Here is a 17264-nt window from a genome sequence, read left to right as displayed (position 1 = left end):
CCAACTAAAGTTTGGCGATTTCTTTTAGCACATATAAGAGGACCTAAAATGCCTAAAAACACACAAAACATAAAGTGTACGATGCTCAAAGTTGCACTGGGATTTGCCCTGTTACCTGTTTTTCAGCAGAGTAGCTTTGCAGAGGACGTTCGAGTAAATACATATATCGAAAACGCAACATTTTTTCGTAAAGATGTGGGTTTATCGAAATTTCGTAACACACTGCAAATAGAAGCTGAGAAAACCTATAAATCTTCAGGGGCATTCAGCAATGTTTCTTTAAGCGGCACGTTCCGACTTACCTACGATGGTGTATATGACCTTAATGATGAAGACTTTGGTGAGAAAGCGGGTCGTGCAATTTCCATAGAGAACATTGCAGCCGGTCCGGGCTCTACGGTGCCTTTTGGTGAAGGTTTAGCTTTACCATTTACCTTTGACAATGCAAATAATCCTAACGAAGGCTTGATTGTACTCGGTGAGCAACTCCACGCAACCGATGGCGGCGTTGCTATGGGAGTTCCGGTACGTCCTTGTGATACAGATTCTCGCGGCTGTATTAACGGCTATCTCGACAAAGACATGCAAGAACTGCGATCGCCAGAGCTCAACGATCGTTTGGATTTTATTCGTGAACTCTATGTTGATTTTGATTTTAATCTAGATAATGGAAGTATTATTAGTACTCGACTAGGTAAGCAGCAAGTCATTTGGGGGCGAACTGACTTATTTAGGGTACTCGACGTTATTAACCCTGTTGACTATTCACGTAATAATATCTACGACGAATTAGAAGATATTCGTATCCCTATGTGGATTTTAAAAACAGATTACCGAATGGGGGCAACAGAAACGTTTGATGACGTAAACTTGCAACTAATTTGGAATTTTGACCGGTTTCGCCCGAATGATTTAGGGCAATGTGGACAACCCAATGTGATCATAGATGCAGGCTGCTTCTTCAGAGGAATGAATTCGCTATGGGAAAATGGTGGAACGGTTGCTAACTTTGCCGGTGGAGTTGCTGCAACTGACTTTGGACCAGGACAAATCGGTATCCGTCAGGCCAATTTGCCAAGTTGGAGTTTATCTAATTCTCAAGTGGGGCTTAAATTTGAGGGCGTTTTGGGTGATTTAGGCTTTTCTTTAAACGCCTTGAGTTATCGTTCACAAATGCCTTCACTAAGAGCGAACATACAAGCTCAAAACGCATTCACGGGTGAGGTAGGGCTATGGCCAGCGCTAATTGCTTTTGATATTAATTTTCCTCGTTTAACCATGCTTGGTGGTTCAATGGATTATTACTCTCAAGGTATCGATACCGTGTTTAGAGTCGAAGCTTCTCATACCTCTGGTGAAGAGTTTGGAAACACCTTGAGAGAAGATCTGTACTCTGAGTCTGATGTTGTGCGCTATGTACTTGGTGCAGATAAAAGCATCTTCATTCCTTTCTTAAATGATAAAACTGCGTTTCTTTTCTCGGGCCAAATATTTGGTCAGCACATATTAGATTACGAACGCGAAGAACGCTTATTAGGGACTGCTGGTATACCTGATTGGGAAGAAAACTGGACAGCTACCTTGCTTATTAAAGGATGGTGGATGAACAATAGATTGAGTCCCCAAATTCTTGCTGCACATGACGTTAGAGCAAGTGCTACTGCTGTATCATTGTCGGTTGAATGGATTGTTAATGACAACTTTAAATTCACCGGTGGTGTTAACTTTAAACTTGGAACCGGCGCGCGTAAGTTTGACGACTGCCGAACATGTAACCCTTGGTCACCATTTACTGCATCGTTTCCTGAACATACACCAGGGTCTACTTTAGGCCTGCAAGGTTTTGAACCTTTAGGACGTTTTCAATCGGGCCCAATTGGCATGGCTCAAAAAGAAGACGAACTTCAATTTACCCTTCGCTACAGCTTTTAACAGAGGATTAACACTATGAAAAAACTAATTTCAGGCATTAAGCTAAGTATTGCCACTACTTTGATATCAAGCGCTTTGATGGCAACAACAGCATTGGCAGACGACAAAGTTATTCAGGAGTCTTTCTTTCCATACGCCGAAAACACACCTTCTTTTGAAGGCCTAGCAAAGGGACTGGTGATTGATAAGTCTAACGTGGCTCAATTTAAAGATGTCATCGATCCAGCGTTTTACTCATTTATTGAAAAGGGTTTAACGTCGATAGTCGTTGGCGAAACAACGTCATTGGCCTTACACCAAAGCTATATAGATGCAAGCACGGAAGGTTATGGCAAGGTTACTCTTGGTGAGAAAGTGGGAGAGATAAGTGGTTGGGATGCGGGTAGACCTTTCCCCGCCGAACCGAGCAATGATGATCCACGCGCGGGTGAGAAGCTCGCGTGGAACTATAAATATGGTTATAACTGGGGAGATAGCGCTGCAATATACCCGTTTTATTGGAAATACCGGGATATGGGTTCGGCAAAAGTGGAACGAACTATTAAGTTCAACTTTCACTTTCTCAACTTTAAAGGTCGGGTAAATCAGCAGCCCACGCCTGAAATCACGCCTAACCCGTCAGATTTGTTTCGTTCTATTTACGTGCAGGTTTTGGCACCCGACGATGTGCGCAATACACAGCTATTGATCCATCGAGCGGCCGACGACTTAAAACGCGATAACTCGTGGTTATACCTTGGCTTTCAACGCAGGGTTAGACGTTTAGCGACAGGTCAGGTTACCGATGCTTTCTTAGGATCAGACTTGATGATTGAAGATTTTGAAGGATACAATGGCCGTATTTCAGATATGAATTGGGAATATAAAGCAACGCGTTATATGCTGATGCCGTTCTTTAATCATAACGAGTTGACCCTAGATACTGAAACACATAGCGACGATGATGGCTATCAAGTTGTTGCATTTAGTGGTCAAGGTGGATGCTTCCCCAATATTACATGGCAATTACGCAAAGTATATGAAGTAGAAGCGAATCCAGTAAACGATTCTCACCCAATATCAAAACGTGTGCATTTTATGGATGCTCAAACATTTACAATACCCAGAACGATTTCATATGATCGCAAAGGTACTATGTGGAAAACCTTTACAATTGGACAGTCTGATCCGGACCATCATTTGCCAGCAAATAAAGGCTCGGGTGTATCTATTGATGATGCATTTAGTATGATTGACGTTCAAGCAAATCATTGCACAACGGGACAATTTAAGGGGCAAGTTGACCCTGAACTTACAACCCCTAGCATGTTTAGTGTGCAGCACTTGCGTGCAACGGGCAGTTAGTTAACTCTCTCAACCCCTTGGGGCTGCGCTTGCAGCCCCTTTTTTGTTTGCCCAGCGAAGCTGGCAAACCCGTCAGGTTGAAAGAAACCTGAATCACCCTGACTGAGGGGAAGATAATCCGAATGGCAAGGGCGTTGTTGGCCAACGGCAGGGTCTGAAGGAAGCCATAGGAAGTTAGAGGTACACAACGCAAGTGAACCTGATTCGGCAAGACAGGAGGGTAAGCGTGCAAAATAGCGCGAAGCCCGATACTCAGTCAGTCCTGTTTTGTGTTTGAGGGTGGAATTTCTAACAGGGAGCCATAACGTGGTTACCAGAACAGTAACTGGGGAAGCCTGGCATTAGATCCAATCAAATGGTTGGACGTATCGTTCAAGGAGTGATCCAAGAATGTTGCGAGTGTGAGGTGGCATAACGTGGTTACCAGATAGAACCCGTAGTAGTGAGTAAGGCTAGGCCGATGAAAGCCAGTAATGGTGTGGAGGGTAAAACCAAGCCGACTATCAGCATTGTGTTTGATAGGATCTATTTTAGCCAAAAGCTTAAATGGATTGCGAAGGGGGGAAGCAGACTTTAAGACTCTGATGAGTTGTGAGTTTTTTTATCATTGATACACAAGCCGCCAGATCAGCGGGACAAGTCGAATCGGTGCGCTAGGAATAGTGATGTCTGGTGAGACAGGCCGTATATGGGAAGTAATTGTAGTCAAATTTGGTAGATTGCCTCAGTGCTAGAACGCCAAACCCTGCAATGAAAGTTACCACAATGTTAGAAAATGAACGATGTCCATAGGGCGCACGATACTAGATTGCAAATTAGCATTGTGTCACTTAGCAAGTGATATGAAGTATGCAGGAGCCGTATACGAGGCCCGTACGTACGGTTCTGTGAGAGGGATGAGGCGCAAGCCTCACCCTACTCGATATTGTATTGTGAGGTAAAAGCCAGTGACAGCAAAAAATGAACCTATTACGGTGATTGTTTCACGCCGCGTTAAGCCTGGTAAAGTAGAGGAGTTTGAATCGCTTAGCTCAGAAATGACTGAACGTGCTAGTCAGTTTGCAGGGTATATGGGCACGACTTTATTTAAACCATCTTCTAGCAATGATCCTGAATACCGAGTGATGTTCAAGTTCAAAGACATAGACAGTTTGAAAGTGTGGGAGGCCTCATCTCAACGAAGTGATGTATTAGAAAAAATTGAAGGTTTATTAATTTCGACAAGTGAAAGAGAACAAGTGTCTGGCTTGATCACATGGTTTACGCTACCGTCGGCAAATCCACTAACTCCGCCTCCTCGCTATAAAATGACACTTATTAGTTGGTTAGCATTATACCCAGCCGTTACCTTTATCTTTTGGTTATTGGGTACTTGGTTAGCAGAATTCCCCCTGATTTTGAGAACCTTTTTGGTAACTGCGCTTGTTATTGTTCTGATGACTTATGTGTTGATGCCTTTTATGACAAAAACGTTTTCCTTTTGGTTATATCCGAAGCCAAAACATAAAGGCGACAATTAGTCCTCAGTGTAATTTTAATGGCAGCTCTTAAATTTTTACTGACTTGTAAGAGCCAAGCACTTTTACCTTATTCGTTTGGCTTATTTCCTTTAAAGCCTCTGCGACACTAACATCCGATTTGCTACCCTCTAGTTCAATAAAGAAGTGATACTTTCCAAACTGTTTTCGTGTGGGGCAGGAGATAATATTGGTCAAGTTGATTTGACGAGAAGCGAACGATTGAAGGACCTCACTTAAAAGGCCAGGATGGTCATCATCATCAAGCACGATAATGCTGGTTTTGTTAGCTTCAGTATCTAAAGGCCATGCACGATTATTGCTTAAGGTGGTTGCTTCCCTAATATTACCTGGCAGTTACGTAAAGTTTATGAAGTAGAAGCTAAGTCAGTAAACGAATCACATCCGTTGTCTAGACGTGTGCATTTTATGGATGCACAAACATTTACTATACCTAGAACGGTTTCATATGATCGTAAAAGGACTATGTGGAAGACTTTTACGATTGGGCAAGCTCACCCTGATCATCATTTGCCTGCCAACAAAGGGTCGGGCGTATCTATTGATGATGCATTTAGTATGATTGATGTACAAGCTAATCATTGCACAACGGGGCAATTTAAAGGCCAAGTTGATCAAGAATTATCACCGCCAAGTCTGTTCATCGTGCAGCATTTAAGAGCTACAGGAAGTTAACGTTTCCAACCTTGGGTCCGCGTAAGCGGGCCCCTTTTTTTCAAATTTTTAATTAGGACGACGCACAGTGCCAATAAAAAGCGAGCCTATTACCGTAATTATTTCTCGCCGAGTCAACGATGAGAACGTCATTGAATTTGAATCACTTACTGCTGAAATGGCGAGTCGAGCCAGCCAGTTCGATGGGTATTTAGGGACCACACTATTTAAGCCAAGCTCAAACGACGATCCTGAATATCGAATTATGTTCAAATTTAAGGATCGAGACAGTCTTAATGCTTGGGAGGCTTTTTCGCAAAAAGACGAGGTTTTGGTGAAGATTGAATATTTATTGATTTCACAAAGTGAGAGAGAGCAGATTTCAGGTTTAATCACTTGGTTTACGATGCCTTCTAAAAACACGTTAACACCTCCTGCACGAATTAAAATGACGGTAGTTAGTTGGTTTGCACTTTATCCTGCAGTAACGCTTATTTTTTTGGCTATTTGGGCCTTTGCTTGCAGACCTCCCTTTACTTATTAGAACCTTCGCTGTTACGGCGGTTGTTATCGTTGCTATGACCTATTTTTTGATGCCATTTATGACAAAAACCTTCTCATTTTGGTTGTATCCGAAAAAAAATAATAATACAGAAAGTTAGCAATTTTTCGTGGCTTAACAATCAACTTTGAAGTGTTGCCGTTTTATATGCACCAAGCACCTTAACTTTATTTCGTTGACTTATCTCTTGCAAAGCTGAAGCCACCAAAGGATCGTTTTGACTACCCTCTAGTTCAATAAAGAAATGGTATTTCCCGAACGATTTCCGTGTGGGTCGCGATATAATAGAGCTTAGGTTTATTTGCCGTGCAGAAAAAGATTGAAGAACTTCACCTAACTATAGTCTCTACGCCCATACAAACAAGTGCGGTCGGGGACGTTGAGTAAAACGTTAATTTCATCATTTGTCGGGTAATCAAAGGTAAAACGATCTTGTCGTTTCTCAGGAATTGCCAAGACAGGCTGCATATCAGCCAATAAATCGGGTTTATCGGCAATAGCAAAAGCGTCAAAATGAGCGTATCGAGGTTAAACGCGCATTGCGCGTTTGCACTTTATTATTGCGCTCATCTTCTAAGTGTTGCAAAAATAATATGACGATATCTGCATTGATATCATTAAAGCAAAATGTCGATATGAAGCCAATCGGCGACTAACTTATCTCCTTTACTGCCTCGCCAGGCTCCGAGGAAAACCCTACCATGGCATGTTCAGGAATGACAGTTTCTAATCATTCCAAACTCCCATCCACTTCAAAGTGGTGACCGTTCAAGTTCAGGATCAGGTAGGCAATCTCAATTGCACCATCGTTCATTTTCTATTTACTGCTCTTGCTGGCGCTCCCAAAAAAACATTGACGATTGCCTTTTCATAATCTCTGCTTTGAATACTTTGTCACTCGGCTTAGTGGCCATGCCATAACATACATGCAAAGGGATTAAATGCTCTTCCCTTGGATGACAATACCTCGCGCCTGGTGCAGATACCCAATGCGCTAGTCTTTCTTCTCTTACATATTCTGACAGCGCCTCATCGCTAACTGTTTCACCTAACCACTCCTCAAAAGCGAGATTATTCGTGCGAGCCTCCAGCGAATTTGGAGTAAAAAATGCGCGCATATTGTGGAACGAAAATCCGGACCCAATGACCAGCAAATTATCCCAATTGAGTGACTGCAAAGCCTTGCCCATCTGAATATGCAGGTCTGGATCAAGGCCGTGCACCAATGATAACTGCACACAAGGAATTTCTGCTTCCGGATACATGATTTTAAGTGGCACAAACAAGCCATGATCAAAACCCCGTTGCTCGTCTTGCACCGCATCGATACCGTTTTCTTTCAGTACGTTCACTACACTATTTGCCAATAAAGGTTCACCCGATGCCTGATATTGAATCTCATACGCATCTTTTGGAAACCCTCCGTAGTCGTAAATAATTCCAGGATTAATTCCTGAGGTTACCGTAGGTAAACGCGCTTCCCAATGAGCACTGATCACCAATATCGCGCTGGGCTTATCCACTTCTGCGGCGATCTCTTTCAACGTCTCCACCATTTCATGATGATCTGGGTCTCCTAACAAAGGCATGGGACCCCCACCATGAGAAATGTAGACAATGTTTCGTTTCGATTTCATGTTAACTCCAGCTATTTTTAAAGCTCAGGACCAACGGGAACAATCCCAGTGGGGTTAAGCGCTTTTATCGAGTAGTAGCCTGCTTTAATGTGCTCAATATTAACCGTACCTTGAATACCCTCTATCGCCAAAATACGATGCATGTAATCTTGGAGTTTTGGCATATCTTTGATCCTGTTTCGATTACACTTGAACAGCCCGTTGTAAGCCACATCAAAACGAATCAAGGTCACAAATAAACGAATATCTGACTCAGTGAGTACATCACCAAATAGAAATTCACGTCCATCTGCGAGTCTTTCTTCCAACGAATCGAGCGCAGTAAATACTTTTACAAAGGCTTCTTCGTAAGCTTCTTGTGTAGATGTAAAACCGGCTTGATAAACACCATTATTGAGATCGGAATAGATATATTCATTTGTCGCATCGATCTCTGACGCTAACTCCTTGGGAACTAAATCAGGACCAATACTTTTTATTTCGACAAATGCTGTATTAAACATTCGAACAATATCCGCCGACTCATTGTTAACAATGGTTTGTGTTTTCTTATCCCATAAAACAGGAACGGTTGCTCGACCAGTAAATTCTGGCGTGACTTGGGTATACAGTTCATGCAAATAGGTTGCTCCGTTGAGATCATCACTATCACTGCCGTTGAAGCCACCAAACTGCCATCCCTGATCCGTCAACTTCGGGTTGACCACTGAAACGGAAATAATATCTTCCAGGCCTTTTAATGCTCTCGCCATTAAGGTGCGGCTTGCCCAAGGGCAAATGTAAGCTACGTATAAGTGATATCGATCAGCTTCCGCTTTAAAACCACCTTCACCAGTGATACCAGGCGAGCCATCTGGTGTAATCCAATTTCGAAACGACGATGTTTGTCGTATAAAGCGACCTTTTTCATCTTTGTTCTGAACCGGTTGCCAATTTTCTTCCCAAACGCCATTCACTAACATGGGTAAAGACCTCCATAAAAATGACCTTCCTACAGTAAAGGAAGGCATTACTTATTGAACATTAAGCTACTTGTTTTAAGTGCGATGACTCATTAACGGAAGCACTACCAACGACGTTTTTTGCTATCGCATTATCAACCGCATAGCTTCCAGCGCCTTGAATAGTTAATGCTACAGTTGCAGCAAACAATGCAAGTGCGTATTCATAACCATTGTTTGTCAAGAAAAGACCATGCTCAAAGTGGACGCTAAAAATAGCCACTAACATAGTAAAAGCGCTTACTGCAGCAGCAGGTCTGGTTAGCAAACCAAGAACCAAGACAAGGCCGCCAAAAAATTCTGCACTGCCAGCCAAAAGGGCCATCAAATACCCCGGCTCCAATCCGATACTTGCCATCCATTGCCCGCTGCCTTCGAGACCATAACCGCCATACCAGCCGAACAATTTCTGTGCGCCATGAGCGGCCAAGATAATCCCAACAGGTACTCTTAAAGCTAAAGCCGCAAAGCCAGCATCTGATTTCAATAGCTTATGTAAAGTTTGCTTATTCATCGTTTAATTCCTCCTAAGTCGTAAATGAATACTGACCGTGCACACTGCCTCAATCAGCTTAATATTTATACTACTACCAACATTACGATGAATAAATAATGCTTTTATGGAATAATTACAAACATAATGTTTGCAATACGGACTTTATTTATGGACCGCTTAGAAACGATGAAAGCGTTTGTCACCGTGGCAGAACTGGGCAGTTTTACAAAAGCTGCTGAGAAACTAGCGACTTCAAATCAACTGGTGAGCAAGTATGTATCTCAGTTTGAAGAGCAATTAGGTGTGAGATTGTTTAATCGAACAACTCGGCGTGTTCACTTGACCCAGGAAGGAGAACAGTGTTTACAGCATGCAATACATATTCTGGATAGTGTTCATGATATGGAAAACCACTTTGGCGAGATCCAAAAGGCTGCCAAAGGGCTTTTACATATTAGTGCACCAGTCTCTTTTTCAACACTGCACCTTGCGCCACTAATACGGGATTTCAAAAAACAGTACCCGGAAGTTGGTGTCAATCTGGAGTTAAGTGATCGCAAGGTGGATGTTATCGAAGAAGGATTTGATGTAACACTGAGGATTGGGCACTTAAAAAGTTCATCTTTGATTGCAAAAAAAATAGCGCCTGTCAGATTAGTACTCTGTGCGTCTCCCTCGTATATTGAAAAATACGGGGCTCCGACCCACCCAGAGGAATTGAATAATTCGCACTTTCTACGTTACAGCTACATGGATTACTCTACATCCGAAAATCCATTAATGAAAGTGCTGCGCGCTAGTTCGCAGAGCAATCAATCTGGATTGGCTGCAAACAATGGTGAGATGTTAATGGCAGCCGCTATTGCTGGTGAAGGCTATATTTTGCAACCAACATTTATCGTCGGAGAAGCGCTAAAACAGGGAAAGCTCAAAACCATGCTCAATAATTTTGAACTTGAGACTATGGGGTTATACGCAGTCTATCCGCATCGAAAACTTCTTGCTCCAAAGCTTCGTGCCTTTATCGACTTTATTAGTTCTTATTTTGGAGATCCACCCTATTGGGATCATTATTGATTAACACTCTCTGATGTCGACTGCCTCAAGCAGCTGGTTTAATCTGGATCCTATACTGGCGCTGACGGTCAATCGGTGATCAGAAAGGTCATTTTTTCGAAGAATTGAAGCCTATAAAGTATCATAATATCAAAGGGATAAGTGGCCTAAGTGGGCGTTTTTTACCGCTTTTGTAGTTTGACCCATATTTCACCTTATTTTCAGGTGATCAAGGTAGGTCTCGACACCCGCTTTGACTATCGGGCTTTGCACCCATAGCTTGGCCGGTTCCAGAATCTGGCTGTAACGCCGCTTCTGGTTCCAGAAAAAGCAGTTTGATGTATCAGGGGTAGCGGGGTGATGATGGCGTGTGCAAGATAGTAATCGTGAACTGGCAAGATGCGTATAAAGTTTAAGTACCACAGCAGCCACCTTTGCCTTTACTTTCGGTTGTAAGTTGAATCGGCGGACATGGTACGGAGCCATAAGAACAATACACACAACAGTCACCCGCTTTGGGTTTCAACAAGGTATGACACTGTTCGCACTCGTAATACCACTAGCACGCGTCGGTGGGCATGGATTCTGTTTTTTTATGGCCGCATTCAGGACAAGTCAGCACTGACTGCAAAATCACCTCTGGCATCATGGTATTTCCTTTTTCACGATGGTCAATGGATAACCGGCATTCCTGGTTGCTTCGACCTTAACTTGATCACCTCCGACATAAAACGAATCAATACACTTTCCTTTTTTCTTATAACTAGGACGGCCAACACACTTTCCATTCTTTTTTTCTTTTTAAAAAAGTCGCTCCATGCTCGATTTAAAATGACGGTAGTTAGTTGGTTGGCACTTTATCCTGCAGTCACGCTTATTTTTTGGCTATTTGGACCTTTACTTGCAGACCTACCTTTACTTATTAGAACCTTCGCTGTTACGGCGGTTGTTATCGTTGCTATGACCTATTTTTTGATGCCATTTATGACAAAAACCTTCTCATTTTGGTTGTATCCGAAAAAAATAATAATACAGAAAGTTAGCAATTTTTCGTGGCATAACAATCAACTTTGAAGTGTTGCCTTTTTATATGCACCAAGCACCTTAACTTTATTTCGTTGACTTATCTCTTGCAAAGCTAAAGCCACCAAAGGATCGTTTTGACTACCCTCTAGTTCAATAAAGAAATGGTATTTCCCGAATGATTTCCGTGTGGGCCGAGATATAATAGAGCTTAGGTTTATTTTCCGTGCAGAAAAAGATTGAAGAACTTCACCTAACAAACCTGGGTGATCGTCATCGTCTAGTACAATGATACTCGTTTTGTTGGCATCGTTTGAGATGGGATGAATATTATTGCGACTTAAAACCAAGAACCGCGTTTGGTTATTCTCGTAGTCATTTACACAGTCAATAGTCAGTGCAAACTGTTCAGAATTAAATGAGCCTGAAGGCACTATTGCACCCACTTTAGCATTACCAGCTAAACATTCTTGTAAAGACTCAATGTTACTTTCAGTTAGTTGGATATTGACATTATCAAGACCACTAATAAAGTCGACACATTGACCTTTTGCAACAAACTGCACAAATAGCTGCTCTATTTCGTTAATATTCGCCGAATTTGCAACAAATGAAAACTTTATGGGTAAAAGAATTTCGTCAATTATACACAAGTCTAAGGCTGCCAACTCGTCTAAAACAACCGCGATAAAACCCTCAGAAAAGTTCTCGATAGGTAAAATGCCAATATCACTTGAGTGACCTATCTCATGCAAGACACTTTTAATTGAAGGTAGAAAACAAATATTACAAGACTCAGATCGCTGTTTGATAAATTTATGTGTAGCCAGTTCTGAAAATGTTCCAGCGGGACCTAGTGTGACAATTTTTAACATATTCTACCTTGCAAATTCAGTAAGGCTTTGCCAAAACTGTTGATTTTGAGGAGCCGGCACACCTTGTTTTTTTGACCTTTCAAGCACGCTACCAACAATTGCATCCAATTCAATTGGCCGACCTTGTTCTTTGTCTATCAGCATAGAGGTTTTAATTGGCGCGAAATTTTTTATAAGCTCAAATAAATTTTCTATATCTTGCTGGCTAATTATTACGCCATCATTAAGCGCAGCAACTGCAGTTTCTTGCATCGCGCTAAGTACAACAGTCGCATAATATGGATTGTGAGTCAGCTCAAACGTATCTAAACCGGTAATTGCCGACAACGGATTGACGCCGTTATTAATGACAAGTTTCTTCCACAATTCCGATTGTATGTCGGATGTGAGTTCAAAAGGAATATTGGCGAGTGCTAGATATTTAGCAAAAATAGTCAGCTTAGTTGGCATCAATTGATGCTTGTCGAGTTTTGGCCATGGGCCGTAGGTGATTTTTGCAATGCCAGTAGAAACTACTTCACCCGGTTTAACAACTTCACCACCAATTTTTATGGCCATGCCACCCCAAATTCTTTTAGCACCGAAAGCGTTAGCTAAAAATGCTTCGCTATCAACCCCATTTTGCAATGACAATATAGGACAGGTAGATGGCTCTAACCACTCCCTAAGCTCCATCAATACAGACGAGAGTTGATTCACTTTTAAACAAATTAAGACGACATCAAACTGATCACTTCGATACTGAGTCTTTAAGCTTGCGTGGGCTAGAGCAGTTACTGCGCTAATGCTCTTTTTTCCTTCATGTGTAACTTTAAGTCCACTTTTTTGAATTGCCTTTAAATGGTGTCCCCTAGCGGTGACAGTTACTGACTTACAGCATTGGATTAACCGGCTCGCATAATATCCACCAATCGCCCCACAACCTATTATCAAAATGTTCATGTACTTAAGTCAATCCATACTAAATCAGCTGCTTTCATTTGAATTCCGATTATATTTTTCTTCAGTAAATTGATAGCCCTTCGGATTTTGGTTTTACTAACGACGGTTTAAAAACCTCGGCTAGTCTTGCTGATGATTCTAGCAATAAGCCTGTATCAGTGCCCACACCTACAAATACTGCGCCGCATTTAATGTAATGTTTTGCCAACTCTTTATCACCGGTAAGTATTCCTGCGGCTTTGCCAGAAGCAACAATACGAGCAATACAATTTTCGATTACCTGCTGTACTTCTGGATGCCCAGGATTTTTTATGTGTCCCATAGATGCGCTTAAGTCAGCTGGGCCAATAAAAATGCCGTCTACACCTTCTACTTGTAAAATATCATCTAAATTATTAACACCCGTCATTGTTTCGATTTGAAGTAGAACACAAATTTCCTGATTCGCCGTCTCCAAATAGTCCTTTGTCCTGTTAAATTGGGAAGCGCGAGCAAGAGGGCTCCCTACCCCACGTATCCCCTCTGGCGGATATCGTGTGGCGGCTACTACTTGCTGTGCTTGTGAAACTGTGTCAACCATAGGTGCTAGTATGGTTTGCACGCCTAAATCAAGTATTTGTTTTATTCTGACTGAATCAGGCCATGGAGGTCTAACAATTGGAGTAACAGGGTATGGAGCGACTGCTTGCAGTTGTTCAAGGATGCTTCTTAAATCATTGGGAGAATGCTCAGCATCAATAAGAAGCCAGTCAAAATTTGCACCTGCAAGCAGTTCAGCAGTGTAGGCGTTTGCTAGTCCAAGCCATAATCCTATTTGTGCTTGCTTTCCCTTTATAGCTAATTTGAAATCATTGATAGGTGCTGGCACGGACATTCCTTAATTTGATTAAAACAGTTTCTTTGAATTTTACTTAACATTAGCATCAGGCGAGCCGCTGTAATGACTTTAAGCTAGAAGCTATGCACGAGTTGTGCCAGACCATTGGGGTAAAGAACAATGTTATTTGTGTACCTGTATTTCAGTGCGTTATGGTTGGATGGGGAAATTTCAAGTTAAACAAAAGCTAACGCAATAGATGCATCATCCAAGGATATAATGAATTATTTTGCGAGTTTCCCTGATACTTTCATCAAATGATCATTTTAGTTTAAAAGATATGATAATTTGCATCCGATCTCTTTTAGCGCTTTTAATCGACACGAATCTCATGTTTGTTCGCGTGATTAATACCTATGCTTGTTTTGAAAGTCATTGCAACTAGACTGAGCACTTTCCGGTCAACAAACAACCCTGAAAATCAACAGAGCCTTATGTCAGCTATCAGGCATTCTTTGACTTTACCTTAAATCAATATTTAATCAGATTCTTAAAAAACAATGTGCATATTCCTACGCGAAGTAGGCAGTGGGAACTGGTTTAGATGGAAAGCGTGTTCAGGCAGCGGGAGCATTATGTTCCAGCGCCACTACCTAAGATGTGCTGTCATTTCAGGGTAACTGATTGCGCAATCAATATTTACCGAAACCTGTCGAATAAAACGTTTAACTAACCAGCTAGTTTAATTACACGCATCCTCGTTGTGCAAATTAAAAAGTTGACTAAACATTCTAACCTCTAGTGTGAGTTATCAAATCAATGCGGTTCTAGATGCTGCGACAATTATAATATTCAATTTAGTTTTACACGTACACATTGACATTTTAAGATGCTTAAAGTAGGTTAATTTCACCCAACGTCTTGTCATATTGGGCAATATCTCAGGTTAAATTAACCTAAAATATCAGCACAAGACTAGAAAACCAGGTGAATTCCACCCACTTTTTTTGTGCCAATTCAGTGGCCAAATCCGTGTCCAAAGTAAATGTAGATTAATAGTTGCTAATCGTTCAACCACTTGGTAGTTTATAAAACGTAGTAAATACGAGGGATACAGCACAACACCAATTTATACCTTTCTATGCCACGTCGAGGCTATATTCTCCGAAGCCGAAGGTCGCGCGTTCGAATCGCGCCAGGTGCGCCATTTCTTCTGTTTAGTTCAAACAAATCATCGTTTTCACTTTTCAACTGCCACTACCTAAACTTCGTTCACCAGCCACTTAATCACGTTGCCTATGGCGAAGGTAGAATGGTAGTTAGAACAAATGGTATAGCCACGGCCTGGCGATGTTAAGCTTGGGCCGAGTGGAACAAGCTTTCCTTCTTCAATGAATGAGGTAATTAAACCTTTCCAGCCAAGACATAATCCTTGCCCAGCTACAGCGGCTTCAACAATTAATGGAAAATTGTTATAGCGAAACCCAATAGGATTATTTGAAGGTTTAATGCCCACGCCCTTCGACCAGCTTTTCCAGTTTGGCCAGCGCGGATCATCAACATCCTTATGTAGCAAAGGAAAGTCACTTAAATTGTTAAGCGCTTGGCCAGGCTCTAAACCTAGTTTTCTGGCAAGGTCGGGTGAGCACACCGGAAACACCTCTTCCTCAATCATCATATGCTCATATTCATACTTACCCGCTAAGCTTGAATAGTGAAAAACAATGTCGGCTTGGGAAGCTATTAAATCAGATAAGCTATTTGTCGGCTGTATTTCAAATAAATAGTCGGGAAAGGCTTGCTGTAAACGCTGCAATCTTGGCATTAACCAATGAAAAGCGAATCCAAAATAAGCACTTATAGATATCTTGGTTCTGAAATCGTTGAAATCATGTTTTGCACTATCTGTTGCCCGCAAGATGGTCGCCAGAGAGCGTTCTATTTCATTATGGTACTTTGTGCCTGCCATAGTAGGTGTGGTTGGCTTGTTTTCCCGGTTTATCAGTACACCGCCCAATACCTCTTCTAACGCTCTAATTCTTTGTGATACAAGCGGTTGGCTTATGCCTAGTTCTTCGGCTGCAAGTGTCATAGAGCCATGTTTAACAGTGGCGTCAAAGGCAATAAGGCTGTGTAGTGTTGGTGACTCGTTGCGCTGCTTCATAATGAATTTGCATGTTTTCCATAAGCCTTAGCTACTGTTGTGCTAAAGCGAATTGCTTGATACTCGCAGCCTGACATTTCACAGAGGAAAAATCAAAAGTGCAACAGGTGCAAACACTCAATTACCACATAGATGAGCAGCAAGTTCGCGTTCTGGCCTCCATCGATGGCAAAGAAATTTCATTACCCGCGCTGTGGCTAAGGGAGCGTTGTCAGGATACTGAAAACGTGGATAAGACAACTAAGCATCGCCTGTTCGATCCGCATCAACTCGATACAGATTTAGCGCTTACGCGGGTGGAAAAGAAAAGTGAACTACGCGCTAGCTTAACTTTTAGCGACGGTTACAGCGGTGAGTATGATCTCAGCGAATTTAATGCCGATTTTGACCACCTTGATGGCGCTCCAGCCCCACGTCCTTGGAAAAGTGATATCGATAAGTCTGTTTTTCATGTGGATTATCATTCGCTGCATTCAGATAAAGGGCTTATTGCAGGTATTGAAAAGTTTCTTACCTACGGAGTAATAATAGTTGATAACGTACCCCAAAATCTTGATGCCACTATTGAGGTTGCGGAGATTTTTGGCCACGTAAGAGAAACCAATTTTGGTAAATCTTTTGAAGTATATTCACGCCCTAATTCAAGCGACTTAGCCTATCGCTCGGTGCCACTTGGGCCGCACACCGATAACCCTTATCGCGACCCAATGCCGGGTATTCAGCTATTGCATTGCCTACAAAACCAAGCGGGCGAAGGCTTATCTACGCTGGTTGATAGTTTGTCTGTTTTAGAGCAACTAAAGAAAGAGCAGCCCGAGGGCTACAAAATGTTAAGTGAAGTGCCGGTTCGCTTTCGTCATTTCGATAGCGAAGTCGATTTAGTGGAGCGACGCACCATTATTGAGTCGGACGCTACCGGAAAAGTAACCGGCATTGCCTATAGCCCGCGTTTAGATAATTTGCCTTTGCTGAACAATGACGATCTTATTACCTTTCACAATGCGCGAAAACGTTTAGGGCAACTATTAAGCTCGCCAGAGTTTGAATGGAAGTTCTGCTTACAGCCAGGTCAGCTGCAGATGTTTCACAATACCCGCGTGTTACACGGTAGAACAGGTTTCGATCCGAATAAAGGATTGAGACACTTGCACGGTGCTTACATCGATTACGATGCACCAAAAGGTCGTTATAAATTGTTGAAGCAAAAAATGAGTGGTCAGTAA

The 17264-nt window shown here is 42.1% G+C and carries 15 protein-coding genes and 2 pseudogenes; 7 read left to right on the top strand and 10 right to left on the bottom strand.

Annotation, left to right across the window (positions count from 1 at the left end; genetic code table 11):
- The first annotated feature begins 81 nt into the window (after positions 1 to 81).
- The 3 genes from C7Y69_RS14980 to C7Y69_RS14960 all read left to right on the top strand — a co-directional run bounded on the left by C7Y69_RS14980 (position 82) and on the right by C7Y69_RS14960 (position 4796).
- A complete protein-coding gene (locus C7Y69_RS14980) occupies positions 82 to 1932 on the top strand; it encodes a DUF1302 family protein (RefSeq protein ID WP_126873251.1) in 1851 nt (616 codons plus the stop codon).
- Between the two features lie 15 nt (positions 1933 to 1947).
- Complete coding sequence (locus C7Y69_RS14975; protein WP_126873250.1) at positions 1948 to 3276, top strand: DUF1329 domain-containing protein; 1329 nt, start codon at positions 1948 to 1950, stop codon at positions 3274 to 3276.
- A gap of 947 nt (positions 3277 to 4223) precedes the next feature.
- A complete protein-coding gene (locus C7Y69_RS14960; RefSeq protein ID WP_126873248.1) occupies positions 4224 to 4796 on the top strand; it encodes an antibiotic biosynthesis monooxygenase in 573 nt (190 codons plus the stop codon).
- 27 nt (positions 4797 to 4823) lie between these two features.
- Here C7Y69_RS14960 and C7Y69_RS14955 read toward each other — a convergent pair whose 3' ends face one another.
- On the bottom strand, positions 4824 to 5063 hold the full coding sequence (locus C7Y69_RS14955) for an ACT domain-containing protein (protein ID WP_260563526.1): 240 nt from the start codon (positions 5061 to 5063) through the stop codon (positions 4824 to 4826).
- Between the two features lie 75 nt (positions 5064 to 5138).
- On the opposite strand from C7Y69_RS14955, the gene C7Y69_RS14950 reads away from it, so the two are divergent.
- Complete coding sequence (locus C7Y69_RS14950; RefSeq protein ID WP_260563528.1) at positions 5139 to 5489, top strand: DUF1329 domain-containing protein; 351 nt, start codon at positions 5139 to 5141, stop codon at positions 5487 to 5489.
- 67 nt (positions 5490 to 5556) lie between these two features.
- Positions 5557 to 6012: an antibiotic biosynthesis monooxygenase gene (locus C7Y69_RS14945; RefSeq protein WP_260563525.1), complete on the top strand. Its 456-nt coding sequence runs from the start codon at positions 5557 to 5559 to the stop codon at positions 6010 to 6012.
- A gap of 139 nt (positions 6013 to 6151) precedes the next feature.
- Here the strand turns inward: C7Y69_RS14945 and C7Y69_RS14940 are convergent.
- From C7Y69_RS14940 to C7Y69_RS14925, 4 genes and pseudogenes are all read right to left on the bottom strand, one after another.
- Positions 6152 to 6355 (bottom strand): annotated as a pseudogene (locus tag C7Y69_RS14940) (ACT domain-containing protein); the annotation flags it as partial.
- 496 nt (positions 6356 to 6851) lie between these two features.
- Positions 6852 to 7667, bottom strand: a complete 816-nt coding sequence (locus tag C7Y69_RS14935) for a DODA-type extradiol aromatic ring-opening family dioxygenase (protein ID WP_126873247.1) — start codon at positions 7665 to 7667, stop codon at positions 6852 to 6854.
- Between the two features lie 17 nt (positions 7668 to 7684).
- The gene (locus tag C7Y69_RS14930; RefSeq protein ID WP_126873246.1) at positions 7685 to 8629 is read right to left on the bottom strand and encodes a glutathione S-transferase family protein; all 945 of its coding nucleotides are present in this window, start codon (positions 8627 to 8629) and stop codon (positions 7685 to 7687) included.
- Positions 8630 to 8690: 61 nt separating this feature from the next.
- Positions 8691 to 9182, bottom strand: a complete 492-nt coding sequence (locus C7Y69_RS14925; RefSeq protein WP_126873245.1) for a DoxX family protein — start codon at positions 9180 to 9182, stop codon at positions 8691 to 8693.
- 150 nt (positions 9183 to 9332) lie between these two features.
- Between C7Y69_RS14925 and C7Y69_RS14920 the strand changes: the two genes are divergently transcribed.
- Positions 9333 to 10241, top strand: a complete 909-nt coding sequence (locus C7Y69_RS14920; RefSeq protein ID WP_126873244.1) for a LysR family transcriptional regulator — start codon at positions 9333 to 9335, stop codon at positions 10239 to 10241.
- Between the two features lie 391 nt (positions 10242 to 10632).
- On the opposite strand, the pseudogene C7Y69_RS21925 reads toward C7Y69_RS14920, so the two are convergent.
- The 5 genes and pseudogenes from C7Y69_RS21925 to C7Y69_RS14890 form a co-directional block, all read right to left on the bottom strand.
- Positions 10633 to 10866 (bottom strand): annotated as a pseudogene (locus C7Y69_RS21925) (GDCCVxC domain-containing (seleno)protein).
- A gap of 418 nt (positions 10867 to 11284) precedes the next feature.
- Positions 11285 to 12118 carry a prephenate dehydratase gene (locus C7Y69_RS14905; protein ID WP_126873243.1) on the bottom strand — a complete coding sequence of 278 codons (834 nt, stop codon included), beginning with the start codon at positions 12116 to 12118 and terminating at the stop codon, positions 11285 to 11287.
- Between the two features lie 3 nt (positions 12119 to 12121).
- Positions 12122 to 13060 (bottom strand): ketopantoate reductase family protein, encoded by a 939-nt coding sequence (locus C7Y69_RS14900; RefSeq protein ID WP_126873242.1) that lies wholly within the window; start codon positions 13058 to 13060, stop codon positions 12122 to 12124.
- Positions 13061 to 13121: 61 nt separating this feature from the next.
- Positions 13122 to 13934 carry a 4-hydroxy-2-oxoheptanedioate aldolase gene (gene hpaI / locus C7Y69_RS14895; RefSeq protein ID WP_040514557.1) on the bottom strand — a complete coding sequence of 271 codons (813 nt, stop codon included), beginning with the start codon at positions 13932 to 13934 and terminating at the stop codon, positions 13122 to 13124.
- 1204 nt (positions 13935 to 15138) lie between these two features.
- Entirely contained in the window at positions 15139 to 16041 is a 903-nt protein-coding gene (locus tag C7Y69_RS14890; RefSeq protein ID WP_100970672.1) for a LysR substrate-binding domain-containing protein, read from the bottom strand.
- Positions 16042 to 16139: 98 nt separating this feature from the next.
- Between C7Y69_RS14890 and C7Y69_RS14885 the strand changes: the two genes are divergently transcribed.
- The gene (locus C7Y69_RS14885) at positions 16140 to 17264 is read left to right on the top strand and encodes a TauD/TfdA family dioxygenase (RefSeq protein ID WP_260563524.1); all 1125 of its coding nucleotides are present in this window, start codon (positions 16140 to 16142) and stop codon (positions 17262 to 17264) included.

Origin of the sequence: Alteromonas sp. KS69 (assembly GCF_003989595.1) — a bacterium.
Lineage (GTDB): Bacteria > Pseudomonadota > Gammaproteobacteria > Enterobacterales > Alteromonadaceae > Alteromonas > Alteromonas naphthalenivorans.
The sequence above is the reverse complement of the archived record's forward strand: the minus strand, read 5'-3'. Positions and strand labels throughout refer to the sequence as shown.

Excerpts from the sequence above, each read along its gene's own strand:
- C7Y69_RS14980 (WP_126873251.1), top strand. The coding sequence starts at position 82 with ATGCTCAAAGTTGCACTGGGATTTGCCCTGTTACCTGTTTTTCAGCAG.
- C7Y69_RS14975 (WP_126873250.1), top strand. The coding sequence starts at position 1,948 with ATGAAAAAACTAATTTCAGGCATTAAGCTAAGTATTGCCACTACTTTG.
- C7Y69_RS14935 (WP_126873247.1), bottom strand. The coding sequence starts at position 7,667 with ATGAAATCGAAACGAAACATTGTCTACATTTCTCATGGTGGGGGTCCC.
- C7Y69_RS14930 (WP_126873246.1), bottom strand. The coding sequence starts at position 8,629 with ATGTTAGTGAATGGCGTTTGGGAAGAAAATTGGCAACCGGTTCAGAAC.
- C7Y69_RS14925 (WP_126873245.1), bottom strand. The coding sequence starts at position 9,182 with ATGAATAAGCAAACTTTACATAAGCTATTGAAATCAGATGCTGGCTTT.
- C7Y69_RS14920 (WP_126873244.1), top strand. The coding sequence starts at position 9,333 with ATGGACCGCTTAGAAACGATGAAAGCGTTTGTCACCGTGGCAGAACTG.
- C7Y69_RS14905 (WP_126873243.1), bottom strand. The coding sequence starts at position 12,118 with ATGTTAAAAATTGTCACACTAGGTCCCGCTGGAACATTTTCAGAACTG.
- C7Y69_RS14900 (WP_126873242.1), bottom strand. The coding sequence starts at position 13,060 with ATGAACATTTTGATAATAGGTTGTGGGGCGATTGGTGGATATTATGCG.
- hpaI (WP_040514557.1), bottom strand. The coding sequence starts at position 13,934 with ATGTCCGTGCCAGCACCTATCAATGATTTCAAATTAGCTATAAAGGGA.
- C7Y69_RS14890 (WP_100970672.1), bottom strand. The coding sequence starts at position 16,041 with ATGAAGCAGCGCAACGAGTCACCAACACTACACAGCCTTATTGCCTTT.